Source organism: Sinosporangium album (assembly GCF_900100605.1).
Classification (GTDB): domain Bacteria; phylum Actinomycetota; class Actinomycetes; order Streptosporangiales; family Streptosporangiaceae; genus Sinosporangium; species Sinosporangium album.
The window spans coordinates 238,036-257,578 of the sequence record NZ_FNCN01000003.1; the positions used below are offsets into that span (position 1 = coordinate 238,036).

The 19,543-nt window shown below is 69.7% G+C and carries 15 protein-coding genes; 7 read left to right on the forward strand and 8 right to left on the reverse strand.

The features are described from left to right. Window positions 1–11: 11 nt before the first annotated feature. Both BLQ73_RS04435 and BLQ73_RS04440 read left to right on the forward strand, forming a co-directional pair. Window positions 12–2,072 carry a dipeptide ABC transporter ATP-binding protein gene (locus BLQ73_RS04435; protein ID WP_093168476.1) on the forward strand — a complete coding sequence of 687 codons (2,061 nt, stop codon included), beginning with the start codon at window positions 12–14 and terminating at the stop codon, window positions 2,070–2,072. Between the two features lie 14 nt (window positions 2,073–2,086). Next, window positions 2,087–3,775 carry an ABC transporter family substrate-binding protein gene (locus tag BLQ73_RS04440; RefSeq protein WP_176955271.1) on the forward strand — a complete coding sequence of 563 codons (1,689 nt, stop codon included), beginning with the start codon at window positions 2,087–2,089 and terminating at the stop codon, window positions 3,773–3,775. On the opposite strand, the gene BLQ73_RS04445 is transcribed toward BLQ73_RS04440, so the two are convergent. From BLQ73_RS04445 to BLQ73_RS04465, 5 genes are all read right to left on the reverse strand, one after another. Further along, a complete protein-coding gene (locus BLQ73_RS04445) occupies window positions 3,765–4,631 on the reverse strand; it encodes a 5-oxoprolinase subunit C family protein (RefSeq protein ID WP_093168478.1) in 867 nt (288 codons plus the stop codon). The two genes, BLQ73_RS04440 and BLQ73_RS04445, sit on opposite strands and share 11 nt — an antisense overlap. Next, window positions 4,628–5,263 carry a 5-oxoprolinase subunit PxpB gene (pxpB, locus tag BLQ73_RS04450; protein WP_093168480.1) on the reverse strand — a complete coding sequence of 212 codons (636 nt, stop codon included), beginning with the start codon at window positions 5,261–5,263 and terminating at the stop codon, window positions 4,628–4,630. The genes BLQ73_RS04445 and pxpB overlap by 4 nt, the downstream gene beginning before the upstream one ends. Continuing rightward, the gene (locus tag BLQ73_RS04455) at window positions 5,260–6,015 is read right to left on the reverse strand and encodes a LamB/YcsF family protein (RefSeq protein ID WP_093168482.1); all 756 of its coding nucleotides are present in this window, start codon (window positions 6,013–6,015) and stop codon (window positions 5,260–5,262) included. Before BLQ73_RS04455 ends, pxpB begins: the two co-directional genes overlap by 4 nt. Before the next feature lie 107 nt (window positions 6,016–6,122). Beyond that, on the reverse strand, window positions 6,123–7,667 hold the full coding sequence (locus tag BLQ73_RS04460; protein WP_093168484.1) for a hypothetical protein: 1,545 nt from the start codon (window positions 7,665–7,667) through the stop codon (window positions 6,123–6,125). 123 nt (window positions 7,668–7,790) lie between these two features. Next, a complete protein-coding gene (locus tag BLQ73_RS04465) occupies window positions 7,791–8,033 on the reverse strand; it encodes a hypothetical protein (RefSeq protein WP_093168486.1) in 243 nt (80 codons plus the stop codon). Window positions 8,034–8,347: 314 nt separating this feature from the next. Between BLQ73_RS04465 and BLQ73_RS04470 the strand changes: the two genes are divergently transcribed. From BLQ73_RS04470 to BLQ73_RS04480, 3 genes are all read left to right on the forward strand, one after another. Then, window positions 8,348–8,917: an HhH-GPD-type base excision DNA repair protein gene (locus tag BLQ73_RS04470; RefSeq protein WP_093168488.1), complete on the forward strand. Its 570-nt coding sequence runs from the start codon at window positions 8,348–8,350 to the stop codon at window positions 8,915–8,917. 195 nt (window positions 8,918–9,112) lie between these two features. Continuing rightward, complete coding sequence (locus BLQ73_RS04475; RefSeq protein ID WP_093168725.1) at window positions 9,113–11,209, forward strand: SpoIIE family protein phosphatase; 2,097 nt, start codon at window positions 9,113–9,115, stop codon at window positions 11,207–11,209. Between the two features lie 242 nt (window positions 11,210–11,451). Further along, window positions 11,452–13,131 (forward strand): RNA polymerase sigma factor, encoded by a 1,680-nt coding sequence (locus BLQ73_RS04480; protein ID WP_176955272.1) that lies wholly within the window; start codon window positions 11,452–11,454, stop codon window positions 13,129–13,131. Between the two features lie 130 nt (window positions 13,132–13,261). Here BLQ73_RS04480 and BLQ73_RS04485 read toward each other — a convergent pair whose 3' ends face one another. Both BLQ73_RS04485 and BLQ73_RS30955 read right to left on the reverse strand, forming a co-directional pair. Continuing rightward, a complete protein-coding gene (locus BLQ73_RS04485; RefSeq protein ID WP_093168493.1) occupies window positions 13,262–14,086 on the reverse strand; it encodes a YaaA family protein in 825 nt (274 codons plus the stop codon). A 130-nt stretch (window positions 14,087–14,216) separates the two neighbouring features. Next, the gene (locus BLQ73_RS30955) at window positions 14,217–14,396 is read right to left on the reverse strand and encodes a hypothetical protein (RefSeq protein ID WP_143020116.1); all 180 of its coding nucleotides are present in this window, start codon (window positions 14,394–14,396) and stop codon (window positions 14,217–14,219) included. 486 nt (window positions 14,397–14,882) lie between these two features. Between BLQ73_RS30955 and BLQ73_RS04490 the strand changes: the two genes are divergently transcribed. Beyond that, window positions 14,883–16,181 carry a sensor histidine kinase gene (locus BLQ73_RS04490; RefSeq protein ID WP_245690785.1) on the forward strand — a complete coding sequence of 433 codons (1,299 nt, stop codon included), beginning with the start codon at window positions 14,883–14,885 and terminating at the stop codon, window positions 16,179–16,181. A gap of 749 nt (window positions 16,182–16,930) precedes the next feature. Here BLQ73_RS04490 and BLQ73_RS04495 read toward each other — a convergent pair. Beyond that, window positions 16,931–17,161 carry a DUF7455 domain-containing protein gene (locus BLQ73_RS04495; RefSeq protein ID WP_093168498.1) on the reverse strand — a complete coding sequence of 77 codons (231 nt, stop codon included), beginning with the start codon at window positions 17,159–17,161 and terminating at the stop codon, window positions 16,931–16,933. A 245-nt stretch (window positions 17,162–17,406) separates the two neighbouring features. On the opposite strand from BLQ73_RS04495, the gene BLQ73_RS04500 reads away from it, so the two are divergent. After that, complete coding sequence (locus BLQ73_RS04500) at window positions 17,407–19,479, forward strand: DNA gyrase/topoisomerase IV subunit B (RefSeq protein WP_245690786.1); 2,073 nt, start codon at window positions 17,407–17,409, stop codon at window positions 19,477–19,479. Window positions 19,480–19,543: the final 64 nt, after the last annotated feature.

The following is a 19,543-nucleotide window of genomic DNA, read 5'->3' on the forward strand; positions in this document are numbered from 1 at the left end:
CTGGGTGAAGCATGCGTGATGAGCCCGTTCTCACGGTCTCCGACCTCTCTGTCACCTTCGGCATGGGGCGGGGGGCCGTCCACGCGGTCCGCGGCGTCAGCTTCGATGTGCGCCCCGGCGAGGTGCTCGGCGTCGTGGGCGAGTCCGGCTCGGGCAAGTCGGTGTCGGCCCTGGCGGTGATGGGTCTGCTGCCGCCGAACGCGCGGGTCTCCGGTTCGGTGAGACTGCTCGGCACCGAGCTGCTCGGGGCGTCCGACAAGCGCCTGGCCGACTTCCGGGGGCGCGCCCTGTCGATGGTGTTCCAGGATCCGCTGTCGGCCCTCACCCCGGTCTACCGGGTTGGCGACCAGATCGCCGAGGCGCTCATGGTCCACCGGAGGCTCACCCGCGCCCAGGCCGCCAGACGCGCCGTCGAACTGCTCGACCTCGTCGGCATCCCGAGCCCCGAGCAGCGGGCGATGGCCTTCCCGCACGAGTTCTCCGGCGGAATGCGCCAGCGCGCCGTGATCGCGATGGCGATCGCCAACGATCCCGACGTCATCATCTGCGACGAGCCGACGACGGCGCTCGACGTCACGATCCAGGCCCAGGTGCTCGACGTGCTCCGCAAGGCGCAGCACGAGACCGGCGCGGCGATCGTGCTGATCACGCACGATCTCGGGATCGTCGCCGGCTTCGTCGACCGCGTCCTGGTGATGTACGCCGGGCGGCCCGTCGAGGTCGGCACCGTGGACGAGGTCTACTACCGCTCGCGCATGCCGTACACGCTCGGCCTGCTCGGCTCGGTCCCCCGCCTCGACCGGGGGGAGCACGGGAGGCTCGTGCCGATCGTGGGCAATCCGCCGTCACCCGCCGCCCTGCCCGAGGGCTGCCCGTTCTCGCCGCGCTGCCCGCTCGTGGTGGCGGACTGCCGGTCGGCCGAGCCGCCGCTGCTCCCGGTACGGCACGGCGGCCATCTGGCCGCCTGCGTGCGTGCGGGCGAGATCGACGGCGGGGATCTGCCGCCCGAGCGGATCTACCGGGCGCCCGAGAGGGCGGCGCCGAGGCCGGTGCACGCGCCCCGGGAGGAGCGCGAGGTGGTGCTGGGGGTCGACGGCCTGGTCAAGCACTATCCGCTGATGAGAGGCGCGGTGTTCAAGCGCCGGATCGGCACGGTGCGGGCGGTCGACGGGGTGACGTTCGACCTGCGCGAGGGGGAGACGCTCGGCCTGGTCGGCGAGTCGGGCTGCGGGAAGACCACCACGCTGATGGAGATCCTCCGGCTCGTGCGTCCGCAGGCGGGCACGGTGGCGGTGCTGGGACGCGACATCTCCGCCCTGGCGTCGTCCCAGCGCATGGCGATCCGGCGCGACATGCAGGTGGTGTTCCAGGACCCGATGTCCTCGCTCGACCCCCGCATGACGGTCTACGACATCCTCGCCGAGCCGTTGCGCACGCACGGCAGGCGCGACCTCGGGCCGAGGATCCAGGAGCTGCTCTCCCTCGTGGGGCTGGAGCCGCGCCATGCGGCCCGCTATCCGCAGGACTTCTCGGGAGGGCAGCGGCAGCGCATCGGCATCGCCCGGGCGCTCGCCCTCTCCCCCCGCCTGATCGTGCTCGACGAGCCGGTCTCCGCGCTCGACGTGTCGATCCAGGCGGGCGTGATCAACCTTCTGGAGGAGCTGAAGGAGCGACTCGGCCTCTCCTATCTGTTCGTCGCTCACGACCTGGCCGTGGTCCGGCACATCGCCGACCGGGTCGCGGTCATGTACCTCGGCAGGATCGCCGAGGTGGGCGCGGTCGGCCGTGTCTACGACTCGCCCATGCACCCTTACACGCAGGCGCTGCTGTCGGCCGTTCCGATTCCCGATCCGGAGAAGGAGCGGGCGCGGCGGCGCATTCTGCTGGAAGGCGATCTGCCGAGTCCGGCGAGTCCGCCGTCGGGGTGCCGTTTCCGCACACGCTGTCCGCTCTTCAAGGCCATCGGGGAGGCCGAGCGGCTGCGGTGTGTGGACGAGGAGCCGCGGGTCCGCCCGATGGGCGGAGACCACGGCGCGGCCTGCCATTACGCCGAATCACTCGATGTCCTGTGAAAACTGGAGGAATTGTGTTTGCAGTTCGGTGCGCGGTCGCGCTGGTGGTGGCCGGGGCGGCCCTCACCGCATGCGGCGGCCAGACCACCACGCGAACCGGGGGCGTTCAAGGCCAGGTGAGGGCATATGACATCAATCCTCAGCCCCCCGACGCGGTCAAGGACGGGGGGACGCTTCGGTGGGGCATCAATGAGTACGCCTCTCAATGGAACCTCAACCACATCGACGGCAACCTCGCGGAGGTGAAGAAGGTCGTCGACGCGCTGATGCCCGCGCCCTTCAGATCCGATGAGAAGGCCCAGATCAGTGTCAACCCCGACTACGTGGTGGATGCAAAGATCACCCAGTCGGCTCCCAAACAGGTCGTGACATACACCCTGAACCCTCGGGCCAAATGGTCTGACGGCAAGCCCATCACGTGGGCCGACTACGAGGCCCAGTGGAAGGCGATCAACGGCACCAACCCGGCCTACCGGGTGGCCACGGTCACCGGATACCAGGACATCCAGAGCGTTGCCCGGGGCAAGGATGACTTCCAGGTCGTCGTCACCTTCGCCCGGCCGTTCGGCGACTGGCAGTCGCTGTTCTGGCCGCTCTATCCGCAGTCCACCAATCGGACGCCGGAGGCGTTCAACACCGGGTGGCTCAACAAGATCCCCGTCACGGCGGGGCCGTTCGCCTTCCAGGCGTTCGACCCGACGGCCAAGACCGTCACGATCGCGCGCAACGACGGCTGGTGGGGCCGACGGGCCAAACTCGACCGCATCATCTTCCGCGCCTCGGAGAGCGACGCCCTCATCGGCGCCTTCACCAACAACGAGCTCGACGTCGTGGACGTCGGGCCGTCCGCCCCGGACTACGCGCGGGCCAAGGCCACCCAGGGCGGCACCGTACGGCAGGCGGCGGCGCCGGATTTCCGGCACTTCACGCTGAACGGCGAGAGCGAGATCCTGTCCGACGTCCGGGTGAGGCAGGCCATCGCCAAGGGCCTCAATCGCCAGGCGATCGCGCAGTCCGACCTTCAGGGGCTCGACTGGCCCATCGTGCTGCTCAACAACCACTTCTTCATGAACACCCAGGAGGGCTACCAGGACAATTCCGGAGCTCTCAGCACCTACGACCTGGCCAAGGCGGGGCAGATGCTCGACGCGGCCGGATGGGTGATGTCCGGCGGGGTGCGCAAGAAGAACGGCAAGGAGCTGAACCTGCGTTTCGTCATCCCCTCAGGGCTCCAGCTCAGCAAGGCCGAGGGGGAGCTCGCCCAGACCATGCTGTCCGGGCTCGGGGTCAAGCTCGCCATCCAGTCCGTGCCCAGCGATGACTTCTTCGTCAAGTACGTCATCCCCGGCAACTACGACATCGCTCCCTTCTCCTACATCGGCACGCCGTTCCCGGTGACGAGCAGCTACGGGCAATACGTCAACGCCGCCCATCCACCCAAGAACGGCAAGCTGTGGAACGCCAACCTGGGCAGGATCGGCAGCCCGCAGATCGACGAGGCGATGAACCGCGCGATGTCCGAGCTCGACCCAAAGCAGGCCATCGTCGAGGCCAACGCGGCGGACCGCCTCATCTGGCAGCAGGTCAACGTGCTGCCGCTCTACCAGCGTCCACAGACATGGGCCGTACGCTCGTCGCTCGCCAACATCGGCGCGCGGGGCTTCTACAGCTTCAAATACGAGGACATCGGATTCATGAAGTAGCCCGCAGCAGGGCGAACCTCACCGTGTCGCCGGGACGCAGCTGGGCCGCGGTGCCGATGTCCGCCTCGACCACCACCCCGATCACCGGGTAACCCCCCGTGGGCGGGTGGTCCGCCAGGAACACGATCGGCTGCCCGTCCGGCGGCACCTGGACGGCTCCGCGCACCATGCCCTCGCTCGGCAGCTCCCCCCGCCGTGTCCGCCGCGGCGCCGGCCCGCGCAACCGCACCCCCACCCGGTTGCTGTCCGAGGAGACCGCGTACGGCACCGCGCACATCGCCTCCACCGCCCCCTCGGCGAACCAGTCGTCCCTCGGTCCCGGCAGCATCCGCAGCACCGGAGCGGAGGGAAAGGACGGGGGAGGGGCGTAGTCGGCCGCGGGAAGGGCGAGCCCGAGGGCCGGCCCGACCGGCAGCAGGTCACCCGGCTTCAAGGGGGCGGGTCCGAGCCCGGACAGCGTGTCGTGGGACCGGCTTCCGAGCACGGGCTCCACCGCGACCCCCCCGCGCACCGCCACATACGTGCGCAGCCCCGCCGCGGGCATCCCCACCGTCACCTCGCCGCCCGGCGGTACCCACGCCGGCGCGTACATCTCCCCGCCCGCCACCTCGCACGGCGCTCCCGTCACGGCGACCCACGCACCTCCGCGGAACCGCAGCCGGGCACCGCCGAGGGTCAGCTCGATGCCCGCGAACCCCTCCGGATTGCCCACCAGCCGGTTGGCCAGCGCCAGGCTCCGCTCGTCGGCCGCCCCCGACCGGGGCACGCCCAGGTGCGCATAGCCCGGGCGGCCCGCGTCCTGCACCGTCGCCAGCATGCCGGTGGCGAGCACCTCGACCAGTCGGTCGGCGTTCATGTCCGGACGAACCGCACGTGAGTGCCCGGCCGCAGTAGCGACGGGGGATCCGCCGAGGCGTCCCACACCACCGTCGAGGTGTGGCCGAGCAGCCTCCACCCGCCGGGCGAGGCCGAGGGATAGACGGCGGAGTACGGCCCGGCGACCGCGACCGAGCCCGTCGGCACCGAGGTGCGGGGGGTGGCGAGGCGGGGCACGTGCAGGACCGGGTCGAGCCCGGTGAGGTAGGCGAAGCCGGGGGCGAACCCCAGCCAGCCCACCACGAACGGGCTCGCGGTGTGGCGGGCGACGACCTCCTCGGGGGAGAGCCCGGTCTCCTCGGCGACCTCGGCGAGGTCGGCTCCGCCGTACACCACGGGGATCGTCACGGTGGGGGCGCGCTCGGCCGCCTCGGAGAGGGCCGTTCCGAGAACGGCCGCGCAGAGCGCCTCAAGGCGTGCGGACAGGCGGTCCACGGCCTCACAGGAGGCGGTGGGAGCGACCACGAGCACGGTTTCAGGGCCAGGGACGATCTCGGCCGCCTCCGGGGGCCGATCGGCCCGCAGCGCCGCGTCCAGCGCCAGCGAGAGGGCGAGCCCGCCCGTCTCGACCAGGAGCCCGCGCTCGCCGACCCGGCGCACTCGAAGGGTCACGTGAAGGCCATCACCGTCACGCCGGCCTCCTTGAGCGCGGTGCGCACCGCGCGGGCCAGCACGACCGCCCCGGGCGTGTCGCCGTGTACGCAGATCGACCTGGCCTCCACCGCCACCTCGCTCCCGTCCTCGGCCACGACGACGCCGTCCACCGCCATGCGGACGGCGCGGGCCACGACGGCGGCCGGGTCGGCGATGACGGCACCCGGCCGACCGCGCGGGACCAGGGTGCCGGCCGCGGTGTAGGCGCGATCGGCGAAAGCCTCCGAGACCGTCGCCACCTTGGACCCTGCCGCGATCTCATGAACCGCGGATCCGGGGAGGGTGAGGACGGGGAGCGACGCGTTGTAGTCGGCCACGGCGTCCACGAGGGCACCGGCCTGGGCGGGGTCGCGGCACACCCGGTTGTAGAGCGCTCCGTGCGGTTTGACGTAGGCGACCCGCCCGCCCATCGTCCGGGCGATCCCGTCCACCGCCGCGAGCTGGTAGAGGATCTCGGCGTAAAGCTCCTCGACCGGCACCTCCATCTCGCGCCGTCCGAACCCGGCCAGATCGCGATAGGACACCTGCGCGCCGATCGCCACCCCCCGGTCCACGGCGGCGGCGCACGTGTTGCGTATGGTGACCGGATCTCCGGAGTGGAAGCCGCAGGCCAGGTTGGCGCTGGTGACGATGTCGAGCAGGGCCTCATCGTCGCCGAGCCGGAAAACGCCGAAACCCTCACCGAGATCGGCATTGAGATCGATCAGCATCGTGTCCCTCGGGGATCCACCGCACGGGCTGCCCTGTCGGAGCGACCGTCGCCCGCGCGGACGCGTTCGGTTCAAGCCTACGAGCCTTCGGCCCCGCCCGTGAGATATCAGAAGGGGGGTTCGTCTGGGATGTCGGCGATGTCGTCGAAGGCGGCGGCCAGCTCGTCCGGATGGTCGCCGATGCGCTCGGCGATCTCGATGAGCACGTGCAGGACGTCATGCCGGTCGTGGCCGAGGTCGAGTAGGCGCTGGGCCGCCTCCCACAGCTCCGGAGGGTCGCCCTCCCAGAGCCGCGAGGCGATCTCCTCGTGCCAGGCCAGGTGCTCCTCGTAGTCGGGGCGGTCGCCCTCGCCGACGTGATCGATCTCCAGCAGCACCCGGCGGTCGGCGTCGTCGGCGGGATTGAGCCGGTCGAGGTCGACATCGCCGTGGGTGCCCTCAAGGAGCGGGAAGGCGAAGACGCGCCGGGCGAGCGCTGACAAGTCGCCGTCGGGCAGCAGCCGCTCGACCAGCGCCCGCGGGAGGCCGAAGGCCGTCGGGTCGCGGTACGCCTCGGAGAACTTGGCCGTCGCCTCCCACACGGCGTCGAGCGTGGCCCGCAGGCCCGGCTCGGGGAGCCCGGTGCGGGCGGCGGCGAACCGCACCCACGCCGCCAGCACGTGCGGCATGGCCTCCTGCTCGGCCGGGCTCAGCATGACTTTGCGCGGCAGCCACGACAAAAGGAACGTTTCACATTTTTTCGGGCTCACTCGTAGCGCGCGTCCGAAGTCCTGGTCGCAGCCGTAGTCGATGATGTGGTCGGCGCACCGCGACGCGGCCGACGGGTCCGACAGGTGCTCGGCGGCGTCGGAGGCCAGGAACTCGGCGGCCAGCATCGCCCGGCGGTCGCGGCTGTAGGGCGCCTCGCCGTGCAGCGGCGCCGGCCGCTTGCGGCCGGGCGGCAGCGCCTTGAGGCGGGCGCGGGCGAAGGCGTGGTAGGCGCCGTAGCTCTCGCTCACCGGCGGCGGGGTCCTGCGGCCCGGCGGCTCGCGCGTGGCCTTCATGGCGGACTCCAGGAGCGCCCGGGCCTGATCGGGCTCGATCTCCTCGAAGCGCAGCATCTCATTGCTCTCGGCCTCGGAGCGTGCCTGCTCCAGCAGCTTCTCCACCTGCGAGGAGACCCACGCGTCGCGGGCCATGCCCCGCATGTTGTAGTCGACCACCAGCACCATCGCGTGCCGGTCCTCGGTCGGGCCCGCCCGGCGCGGCCTCGGCGAGCCGGAGAGGTGGTCGGTCCGGTAGGCGAACGTGCACACGACGGTGTCCTGATCGCCGTATTCGTCCCTGGAGACGAAGCACCCCGTCGGCTTGACGGCGCCGACGCGGTCGGCCCAGCTGGGCCTTGCCACCCCGGACTCCATGAGCGCGAGCGCCGCGCCCTCGGCCTTGGCCCCCTGGCGCGCCGTGCCGAGGTAGGCCATCGCGACGAGCAGCGTCAACGCGGCCGGATTACCGGCCTTGGCCGCGTAGTCGACCAGGCCCTCGCCGAGCACCTGCTCGACGTCGCCGCCCCGGAGGCGGCGCCCCCACCAGGCGCCGATCATGTCGGAGACCATGAGCTCGGCGTCGAGGGGGCTGCGCACGGCGAGCAACTCACGTGCCGCGACCAGCATCTCCGCGAAGACGTCGTCCGGCGGCGATGCGTCCCGTGGATCTCGGTGTCGGCGGCTCACACCCCAACCTTCTCGCATTTTCGGGCCAAACGGTGCGTAGAAGGCGGCCCGGTGATCCCGATGTTATCGGGGTCCGCGTGGTGGCGGAGCAGAGTTCACCAGGGCGAGCAGATGTTCGCGGGCTATCCTCTCGATCACCTCGGGCGTCGTGCGGACTCCGAGGTGCTGTGCGCAGGCGCAGACATCCGTCACGCATCGCGCCACCGTCGCGTTCGGGACGGTCGAGAACTCGGCGGACAGGCGCGCGCTCACCGATTCGCGCAGCGCGGCCGCGCCACCGGTGATGCGTGTGGCGAGAGCATGCATGTAAGTCGCATTCCTCCGTAGGAGCGGGAAAAACCGCCCGACAGACACATCGGGGACTTTCATTCCCATTCCATTGCTTGCGGCGCTCATGTCAAGGAGGGGCGGCCGGAGGCCGGTGCGGCCCGGGGTCCGCCGAAGCGCGAGGTCGCCGCGTCTGCGGGCCGGTGCCGTACGGCTTGCGCGCGTTAATGATCTTGCGAGAATTTGAGCAATTTTTGCGCTTGGGCGGCATTGTTGACATATGCCGGTTCCCTGCAGTTCAGGGGCAGGTCAGGGCAGGGTTCCGGCCCCGCGCGCTGTGGGAAGCTGTTCGCATGCGAATCCAGCTCTCTCAGCGGGCACCGGCGGACGATCTCCTCGGCCGCAACGCGTTCGCGCTGCTCATCGGCATGCTGCTCGATCAGCAGGTGGCGATGGAATGGGCCTTCACGGGACCGTTCACGATCGCCGAGCGGATGGGCGAGGAGCTGACCCCCGACGCGGTCGCCGCACGCGATCCGGAGGCGTTTGCCGCGTTGCTCTCGCAAAAACCTGCCGTGCATCGCTATCCCGGTTCGATGGCCAAACGCGTCCAGCAACTAGCTGCCTACCTCGTCGAGCATTACGATGGCTCGGCAGAGGCCCTGTGGCGGGACATCCGCGACGGTGACGACCTGCTGCGGCGGCTCATGGATCTGCCCGGGTTCGGCAAACAGAAGGCGCAGATCTTCCTGGCACTGCTCGGCAAGCAGCGGGAGGTGAGACCGCCGGGGTGGCGAGAGGCGGCAGGAGCTTACGGCGAGGTCGGAGTCTTCCGTTCGGTGGCCGATGTGGTCGACGAAGACACTCTCGCCAGGGTGAGGGCCGCGAAGCAGGAGGCCAAGAGGGCGGCGAAGGGCAAGTAGCCTGATCTTGCTGCGAGCGGCGGAGCATTTTTGACAGGATGCGTTGACCGCATCGTGGCCGGGGCTTCCGTCCGCGCATGCCCATCGCCGATGATGTAGGGCAGGATCCGGTCAAGCCGGAGCCGCGCAAAGCCGAATCACAGTTATGGAGATGTGCCTCGTGGGAGACCCTGGCACGCGACGGAGGTGCCGACCATGAGCGCCGACACCTCCGTCCCCCGTCCCCGGGAGTCGGGTGTGGACATCTCAGACTCCGGCCTGTTCCAGGGCCTGATGTCGGAGGCGAACTTCGCCTTCGCGTTCTTCGACACCTCGGGTCGCTTTCATCGGGCCAATCAGCTTTTCGGCGAGGTGGTCGGGGTTCCGGCCGACAGGCTGACCGGGCAGCTTCCCCGGGACGTGCTCGCCGCCGACCTCACGGCGCTGATCGAGGGTTCGGTCCGCTCCGTGGCCGAGGGCAACGACCCTCCCAGCGACGGCCGGGTGCGGGTGCGGCTCGCCCCCGACGAGACCCGGCACTGGTCGCTGTCCTTCGCACCCGTCCATGACGACAAGAACGTGCTGCGCGCCGTCGCCCTCGTGGGTGTCGACGTCACCGAGGGGCGCCAGACCGAGGAGGACCTCCGCCGCAGCGAGGAGCGCTACCGCTCGCTCGTGGAGGCGCAGTCCCAGCTCGTCTGGATCACCTCGCCCAGCGGCGCCGTGATCGAGGACGCCCCGCAGTGGCGCGCCATCACCGGCCAGGGACTGGAGGAATACCTCGCCCACGGCTGGCTTGAGGCCGTACACCCCGACGACCGGGCGCACACCGAGGAGGCGTGGCGGGACGCGCTGCGCGGACGCTCGATGTTCGAGTGGAACTACCGTGTCCGCACCCGGGCGAGCGGTTACCGGCACTTCGAGGTCCGGGCCGTCCCGATCATCCGGCACGGCCGCGTGGTCGAGTGGGTCGGGGCCAACACCGACGTCACGCCCCAGCGCGAGGCCGAGGAGATGCGGGGCCGCCTTACGGATCAGCTCGGCGCAGCCGCGCTGCGCACCGCGCGGCTGCAGGGGGCGACGGCGATGCTCGCCGAGGCCCTCACGGTCGAGCAGGTCGTGCAGGTCATCATCGACGTGGGCCGCACGGCCGTGGCCGCCGACCGCTCGTCGGTCGCGCTGCTGGACCCCGACCGCGCCGCGCTCAAACTGATCAACAGCGGCGGCTTTCCGGAAATGCTCCTCGGAAGTCAGGGTGACGATCTCCCGCTGACGCATTCGAGCGTGCTCACGATGGCCGTCAACAGCCGCCGGCCCGTCTTCGCCGAGTCCCCGGAGAGCCTCCGCGCCCAGTTGATCGACGCGGGCGGTGAGGAGGAGGCCATCGAGAACATCCTCGCGCACTCCGACGAGCGCGCCTGGGTGGGGCTGCCGCTGCTCGCGGCGGGTCGCGCCCTCGGAGCCCTCAGGTTCTCCTTCACCAGACCGCAGAAGATCTCTCAGGAGGACGGGGTCTTCCTGGAGGCGCTCGCCGGGCAGTGCGCCCTCGCCGTCGAGCGGGCGACGCTCTTCGAGCGCGAGCACCGCACCGCCGAGACCCTGCAGCGCAGCCTGCTCCCCGACCGGCTTCCGGTGGTCAAGGGGCTGACTCTGGCCCAGAGGTTCCGCTCGGGCAGCCGCCACGTGCAGGTGGGCGGCGACTGGTATGACGCCTTCGTGCTGCAGGACGGCCGCGTGGCCGCCGTCGTCGGCGACGTCATGGGCAAGGGCGTCAAGGCCGCTGCGGGCATGGGCCGGATCCGCAACGCCATGAGGGCCCTCGCGCTGACCAATCCGCCGCCTGCGGCCGTGCTGACGGGCCTTGACCGCGTTTTCGAGGCCACGGAGGAGGAAGAGCAGGTCACATCGCTCGCCTACATGGTGGTGGAGCCCGGCACGGGCGAGGGCACCCTCGCCCTCGCGGGCCACCCGCCGCCGCTGCTGGTCTCCCCGCAGGGTGCGCCCCTGCTCTGCGACGCCGAGCCCGGCACTCCGCTGGGCTGGCCGACGAGTCGGCGCCAGTTCCGCTTCTGCGTCCCGCCGGGGCATACGGCCGTGCTCTACTCCGATGGTTTGGTCGAGAACCGCAAACGTGGGCTCGATGCCGGACTCGCAGAGCTATGCTCGGTTGTGACCGAAGCTCCACCGGAGGTCGTGGGGAGTCCTCACATGTTGCTCGATTTCCTCGTGGATCGAATGTTGGCTGGTTATGAGCAGGATGACGACGTGACTGTGCTGGCTATCCACGTTCCCGCTGCCACGAAGAGTGACTGAATGAAACAGTCATAACGGTTGCTTTCGGATATCAGTGGCCCGCTTCCGTACGCACTACTCTCTCGGTCGGCCTAGGGTGGGAAGGCAACCGCCGGGAGGTGGGCCTGCGGAGTGTGGGTGTCATGTCAGAATGCTTGGCAGGCACGTAGCGGTCCGCACGGCCTCGCCATCGTCAAGAGAGGCATCCGCCCCTAGCGGGCAACTGGGTCCATTGTCGCCACGCGTTCGTTCGAGAGGTGTTCGTGTCGCCTGCAAGTTCGACTCGCTCGAAGCCATCTGAGCTGAACGAGCCCGTCATTCAGCGACTGCTCGAGCGTGGGCGCTCGCAGGGTTTCCTCGAGTCCGAGGATGTCCGCAAGGCTTTCGAGGAGGCGGACATCCCCATGTCGCACGCCGCCGCGTTCCTGCGGAGCCTCAGCAAAGAGGGCGTGACCGTCGTGGTGACCGCCGCGGACTCCGCAGCGGCCCCCAAGAGGTCTCGGGGATCAGCAAAGCGCCGCACAGCCGCTCCCGTCAAGAAGACCAAGACAGCCGCCGCCGCGGCCAAGGAGCCTCAGCCTGAGACCGTCACCGCGGTCGTCAGTGCCGCAGAGCCCGCTCCCGCCGCGCCCAAGAAGGCGGCGCCCGCCAAGCGCGGCGCCGCAGCCGCGGGCAAGAAGCCCGTGGCCAAGGCCAAGTCGGAGGCCGCCTCGGCCCCCGCCGCGCCTGCCACCGGGGCCAAGCCCGACTCCAAGGCCAAGCCCGCCGACAGCAAGCCCAAGGGCGCCGAGTCCGGCGAGGACGACGAGGACATCGAGCTCGACGTCGACGTCGAGCTGGAGGACTTCGACGCCGAGCTGGAGGTCGAGTCCGACGAGGTCGAGATCGAGGGCGACGAGGCCGAGGGCGACGGCGAGGAGGAGGCCGAGCCCAAGGCCGAGGCCGGGGCCGTCACGCAGAGCGACGACGAGGTCCTCATCCTCTCCGACGACGATGACGACGCGCCCGTGGCCCAGGTGGCAGCGGCCGGAGCCACCGCAGACCCGGTCAAGGACTACCTCAAGCAGATCGGCAAGGTCCCCCTGCTCAACGCCGAGCAGGAGGTCGAGCTGGCCAAGCGCATCGAGGCCGGCCTGTTCGCCGAGGAGCAGCTCGCCGGGGAGAACGACAAGCTCCCCGTCGACGTCCGCGCCGAGCTGGAGTGGATCGCCGAGGACGGCCGCCGCGCCAAGAACCACCTGCTGGAGGCCAACCTCCGGCTCGTGGTCTCGCTCGCCAAGCGCTACACGGGCCGCGGCATGCTCTTCCTGGACCTGATCCAGGAGGGCAACCTGGGCCTGATCCGCGCCGTCGAGAAGTTCGACTACACCAAGGGCTACAAGTTCTCGACCTACGCCACGTGGTGGATCCGCCAGGCGATCACCCGGGCCATGGCCGACCAGGCGCGCACGATCCGCATCCCGGTCCACATGGTCGAAGTGATCAACAAGCTGGCCCGGGTCCAGCGGCAGATGCTGCAGGACCTTGGGCGCGAGCCCACCCCGGAGGAGCTGGCCCGCGAGCTCGACATGACCCCGGAAAAGGTCATCGAGGTTCAGAAATACGGCCGGGAGCCCATCTCGCTGCACACCCCGCTGGGTGAGGAGGGCGACAGCGAGTTCGGTGACCTCATCGAGGACTCCGAGGCGATCGTCCCTGCGGACGCGGTGAGCTTCACCCTTCTGCAGGAGCAGCTCCACTCCGTCCTCGACACGCTCTCCGAGCGTGAGGCGGGTGTGGTTTCCATGCGCTTCGGCCTGACCGACGGCCAGCCGAAGACGCTCGACGAGATCGGCAAGGTCTACGGCGTGACGCGTGAGCGCATCCGGCAGATCGAGTCCAAGACCATGTCCAAGCTCCGCCATCCGTCGCGCTCCCAGGTGCTGCGCGACTACCTCGACTGAAGTTCTCAGCACACACGAGGCCCCGACCCGCTTTGGGTCAGGGCCTCGTGTGGTTGTTCAGGGGAGATTCCCCGGTCGGCGGGATCTTTCATGTCCGGGGCCGGGAGACCGCACGTCCGGGGCCAGGAGCTCAGGGCCCGGGAACCAGGGGCCCGGAGCAAGAGCGCAAGAGCAAGAGGGCGCTGGGGTCAGGGGGCGCTGGGGTCTCCAGGAGGATGTCGAGCGTCCATGCGGAGCCGGGCCTGGGCGGGTCGCCGAGCCGCACGTCGTAGTCGAGATCGATGAGCACTTTGGCGAGCTCTTCGGGAGACCGGGGGTCGGCGTCGGCCACCAGCAGGGAACGTGCCACCTCGCCCCGAGTGGCCTTGGCCATGTGGCTGACGACCTTGCCGCCTTTCAACACGCGCACCGAGACCGCCGGGCCTTTCGGGCGCCACGCCGAGGCGTAGGTCGCCGACCGCATGTCGACGATCAGCCCGTCGGCGTCGGCGAGGGCCTCGCTCACGGGCGCCCGCCAGAAGGAGGCGAGCGGGCCGAGGGGTGGTAGCCGTACGCCCATCGAGAGGCGGTACGGCGGAACGCGGTCGTTCACGCGTAGGAGGCCCCACAGGCCCGAGAACACCAGCAGCGATCTTTCGGCCCGGCCACGGGCGTCGGGGGAGAGCCGGGAGAGGCCGAGATTGTCGTAGAGGACGCCTGTGTAAAGGTCGGCGGCGGGGAGCGCCGGGGAGGAGAGCAGCTCTTTGTTCTTGAGGATTTCGCCGCTCTGTCCGGGGGAGAGCCCGAGGACGGCGCGGGCCCTGCCTTCATCGGCGTCGCGGCACAGAGCGACCAGGGTGGAGAGCACCCGTTCCCTGGAGTCACTGAGGAAGGGAAAGCTCAGCGATGCCAGGTCGAGGGCGGGGCCCTCCTCGGCGGTGGCCTTGCCCTCGGAGGGAGGCAGGAGGATCAACACGAAGCCCGACTCTATCGCCGCCGGACATGTGCCGCGCCTCCTCCGAGGGGCTCCGCTCCTGGTCGGACGGCTTTGGGGGCGTATGTCCGCGGGGATGTCCAGGAGCTTCGGCGGTGGGGGAGCCCGAGGGTCAGCGTTCGGGGGCCGCTTCCCACTCGGAGCAGGGGTGCAGTGCGTGGTGTTGGTAGATCATTCCCACGGGCTTGCAGATTGCGGGGATCTGCACGATGTCGCTGCCGGGGCCGCAGATGCAGTGGGCACTGGGCTCGTGTTCGACAACGTCTCCCACCGGCTTCACATGGACAATCATGGCATTCACCCCGCTAAGTCATTGAGGACGGTAGATATGGATAAATCTATCCCCAAGGAAACCTTGTGGCCAGGGATGCCAGGTAAAGATCTCGGGCCCCAGGGCCGGCGTGGCACACAACCCCGTGGCTGTCGAAGTGTGGCGCTCACGGGTTTCTGTGCCAACGCCAAGCGGAGGGCCCCGCTCGATCACCTGGGCCAGTGGCCGCCGCCTCATCGGCTCCGCCCCGCACAGCTCTTCGGCACGGAGTCATCTGCCGTGAAGGAGAGAACGGCCTTGCCGCGGATCGGTGGCAGGGGAGTCGAGGGAAGTTCAAGGGCCGGTCATTGAACGTGCGGTAGTCCGCCAACCATGCCTTGCGGGGGTTGGGCCTCCCGGCGCCGGCTGGAGACTCCGATCATGGAATCTCGTCTGGCGGGTCTTCGGCGGTTGCGAACGCGGATGTTCTCCTCCGTCCGAGGGCGGGCAACGCTGATCGCATCTGGAGTGACAGCACTCGCACTGGCCCTGTGCCTGCTGCTCATCTGGTCGATCATCCGCGACTCCACCACGAACCGCCAGGTCGACAAGGCGGCCGCCGCCGCACGGCAGCTGGCCGCGGTGGCGGCGCTGGCGCGGGTGCCGAACCCCATCCCGCCCACCGGATCGGAGCTTATGCAGCTTCTCGCAGCCGATGGCAGCGTGATCGCCGCGACAAAGCCGATGCAGGGACGACCTCCGATATCACGGAAGAAGCCGGAGCCCGGTGAACTGCGGTTCGACGACGCCGTCTGCCCCGCCCGACTGGACAGGTGCCAGCATGTCACCGGAACGGTGATCCTGCGGTCGGCGGTCTACAAAGGGCCCGTCACCGCGCTCGCGGCGGTGCCGCTGTCCGACATCGGCGACGACCTCGGCGTCCTCGCCGCTCTGCTCCTCATCTTCGCGGCCATGACCGCGATCGTCGCAGCCGCCACCTGGTTCGCGATAGGGCTGGCGTTCCACCCGGTCGAGGCGATCCGCGCGGAGATGGCCGACATCACCGCCACCGCCCTCGATCATCGCGTCCCCGTTCCGCAGACCGGCGGCGAGCTCCAACGCCTGGCCGAGACCGTCAACGACACCCTCCGACGCCTCCACAACGCCACCGAGCATGAGCACAGGTTCGTCTCCGACGCCTCTCATGAGCTGCGCAACCCCATCGCCGGGCTCCAGACCCGCATCGAGGTCGCCCTCACCGAACCCGACGACACCCAACTGCGCCCTGCCCTGGAGGCGGCCCTCCGCGATACCGAACGCCTCAGCGACATCGTTGAGGACCTCCTTGAGCTCTCTCGCCTCGACCTCGGCGCCCCCACTCCCCTCCAACGCCTCGACCTCGGTGAACTCGTCGAGCGGGAGCTGCCCCGGCGCCCCGAACGCGTCCCGATCACCGCCACCCTGACGCCCGGAGTGCTCGTCAACGCCAATCCTGTCCGCATCGCCCGCGTCCTGGGCAACCTCCTGGCCAACGCGGAACGGCACGCCCACTCCCACATCCAGGTCATCGTCGAGCGAGAAGGTGGCGAAGCCGTCCTGGAGGTCATCGACGACGGCGCCGGCATTCCCGCGGACGCCCGCGAAAGAATCTTCGAACGATTCGCGCGCCGCTCCGACGCCCGCCGGCTCGATACCGGCGGCACGGGGCTGGGGCTGCCCATCGCCCGCGAAATCGCCCATGCCCACGGCGGTGGCCTCACCGCCCACGACGCCCCCACGGGCGGCGCCCGCTTCACCTTGCGCATTTCCCTCGCCATCGACCCCTGAAAGCGGGGGCCGGCCCTGAGGGTGGGGGCGTCGGGGGCGCGCGGATACGCGGATGTCGGTGTGGGCGCGGCCGGGCGTCGGCTCAGATCGCGCGCGAGCGTCATCCATGGGCGTGCGCCCGAGGCTTGCGCGGGTCCTGGACGCCATGGAGGTCCTGGTGGGGCGCGTGCCGTCAGTGGGACCGTGCCGTGGTGGGCCCCGCGAGGGCAGGGCCGGAGACGGTTGGAGGCCGTCGTTCGGTCGCTGCGGGGAGCCGGGCGTGGAGGGGGATGCCGTAAAGGCATGTGGAGGGGGCCCGGGTGCCCGGTGGGGGAGGGGGACGAGCTGCCGCTGTGGCGCTGTGCTCCACGGTTCGCTGCCGGGTGGGCCCTTGTGGGGCCTGCCTGGGGGGCGGTGCCGTACCGGGTCTGAGAGGGATGGGTGGGGTGTGGAGGTGTTGACGAGGGCCTTGGCCTGGGTGGAGGGGCGGTGCCGTACGGGGGCCTGGGGGAAGGCGGGTTTGACGGCGCCGGGGTGTGTGCCGGTCGGAGGAAGGCCGCATGCTGCGCGCCCCGGTCTCCGGATGAGGAGGGAACGGGGCGCTTGACCGCGCCAATGGGCGATATTTCGCGATATTGGACGCGATTGCGGAGTCCGTGATCTAGATTTGGGAGATCTAGATCTGGGAGGTGGGCTCCTGTGCTCGGGGGGCGGACGACGTAGTGAGGAGGACTGCCGACATCCGCCCGGATATGGGGGTCAGGCGAGCGTCAGCGCTCGCTGTCACGTGCGCTAGCAGGGGTTTCGCTGAGCCTGGCCGACTCGTCGAGGATGTCGGCGCCTTTGTCGCGCAGTGCCGCGACGTGCTGACGCCCGTGGTGGGCACAGAACAGCAGCTCCCCGCCGAGAGGCAGGGTCGCACGAACGTAGGCTTGGGCGCCGCAGCGGTCACACCGGTCCAGTGCCGTCAGCGGCTTGGTGGGGGCGAGAGCTCCAGTCACGTATCGCCTTTCGGGTCATCCCCGCCGGAGCGAGGATTTGGCGTCAGTCACTTGGGACAACATCTAACCGGACCTGAACGTTCCCAACCGCCTCCGCGCTACGCCGAGAGCGGAATGTATCGGAAAGCGATGGCCCGCTGGCGTCCGGTAACGGCAAACGCCGCATGGTGGCAAGCTTGTACGCGCGCTTACAGAAAGAACCTGTAGGCTGCGCACTGGTGTTCGATGGCGGAGTGGGAGTGGGTGTGACCGCAGTAAGCACGGAGACGGGTTACACGGCCCGTCACCTGTCGGTGCTGGAGGGCCTTGAGGCCGTCCGCAAGCGCCCGGGGATGTATATCGGGTCCACCGACAGTCGCGGTCTCATGCATTGTCTCTGGGAGATCGTGGATAACGGTGTCGATGAGGCGCTCGCGGGCCATTGCACGCGCATTGAGGTGGAGCTCCACCCCGACGGGTCGATCGAGGTTCGCGACAACGGGCGAGGCATTCCCGTGGACATCGAGCCCAAGAGCGGCCTCCACGGCGTCGAGCTCGTCTACACCAAGCTGCACGCGGGCGGAAAGTTCGGCGGCGGCTCCTACGGTGCCTCAGGCGGTCTCCACGGCGTCGGCGCCTCGGTGGTCAACGCGCTCTCCGCGCGCCTCGACGTCGAGGTAGACCTCGACGGCCGCGTCCACGCGATCAGCTTTCGGCGCGGCGTCCCCGGCGTGTTCGACGGGGACGGGCCCAAGGCCAAGTTCAAGAAGAAGTCCGGGCTGCGTGACGGCGGCCCGCTGGCGCGAAAGGCCACCGGCACCAGGGTCCGGTTCTGGGCCGACAGCCAGATCTTCCTCCCCGACGCCGAGGTCTCGCTCGACGAGATCCACGTGCGCCTCCGCCAGACGGCCTTCCTCGTGCCCGGCCTCACCCTCGTGGTGCGCGATTCCCGGGGCGAGGAGCCCCATGAGGAGACTTTCCGCTTCGAGGGCGGTATCTCCGAGTTCACCGACTTCCTCGCCCGCGACGAGGGCGTCTGCGACGTGCTGCGCCTCCAGGGCGTCGGCCACTTCCACGAGACCGTGCCCGTGCTCGACGAGCAGGGGCACCTGACCCCGACCAACGTCGAGCGCGAGCTCACGGTCGACGTGGCCGTGCGCTGGGGCAAGGGCTACGACACCACCGTGCGGTCGTTCGTCAACGTGATCGCCACGCCGAAGGGCGGCACCCACGTCGCGGGCTTCGAGCGGGCGCTCGTCCGCACGATCAACGAGCAGCTGCGTGAGACCCGACTTCTGAAGAACGGCGACGACGCGGTCCTGAAAGAGGACATCCTTGAGGGCCTGACCGCCGTCGTGACGGTGACGGTGCCCGAGCCGCAGTTCGAGGGCCAGACCAAGGAGGTGCTCGGCACCTCCGCGGCCACCCGCATCGTCTCCCACGTGGTCTCCCGCGACCTCAAGGCCCTCTTCGCCAACCCCAAGCGCGCGCAGAAACTCCAGCTCCGCGCGGTGCTGGAGAAGATCGTCGCTGCGGCCAAGGCCCGCATCACCGCCCGCGAACACCGCGACAACCAGCGGCGCAAGAGCGCCTTGGAGAGCTCGGCGCTGCCGGCCAAGCTCGTCGACTGCCGCAGTGACGACGTCGACCGCAGCGAGCTGTTCATCGTGGAGGGCGACTCCGCGCTCGGCACCGCCAAACTGGCGCGAGACTCGGAGTTCCAGGCGCTGCTGCCCATCCGGGGCAAGATCCTCAACGTGCAGAAGGCGTCCGTGAGCGACATGCTCAAGAACACCGAATGCGCCGCGATCATCCAGGTGGTCGGGGCGGGCTCGGGGCGCACGTTCGACCTGGCCGCCGCCCGCTACGGCAAGATCATTCTGATGGCCGACGCCGATGTCGACGGCGCGCACATCCGGTGCCTGCTGCTGACCCTGTTCCACCGCTACATGAAGCCGATGGTCGAGGCGGGCCGGGTTTTCGCCGCCGTGCCGCCGCTGCACCGGATCGAGATCACCAATCCGGGTCGCGGCCAGGACAAATACATCTACACCTACTCCGACGCGGAGCTGCACAAGGTCCTCCGCGACCTTGAGCGCCGCGGCAAGCGCTGGAAAGACCCCGTGCAGCGCTACAAGGGTCTGGGTGAGATGGACGCCGACCAGCTCGCCGAGACCACCATGGACCCCCGCCACCGCGTGCTGCGCCGCGTGCGCATCGACCAGGCCGAGGCGGCCGAAGAGGTCTTCAGCCTGCTCATGGGCAGCGAGGTCGCGCCCCGGCGCGAGTTCATCGTGAAGAGCGCGGCCGACATCGACCGCGACCACATCGACGCCTGAGCCCCCGGGGCGCTGGAGCACGGCGAAGCCCCGCCGTGGCACGGCGTCGCGTCGCCCTCACGGG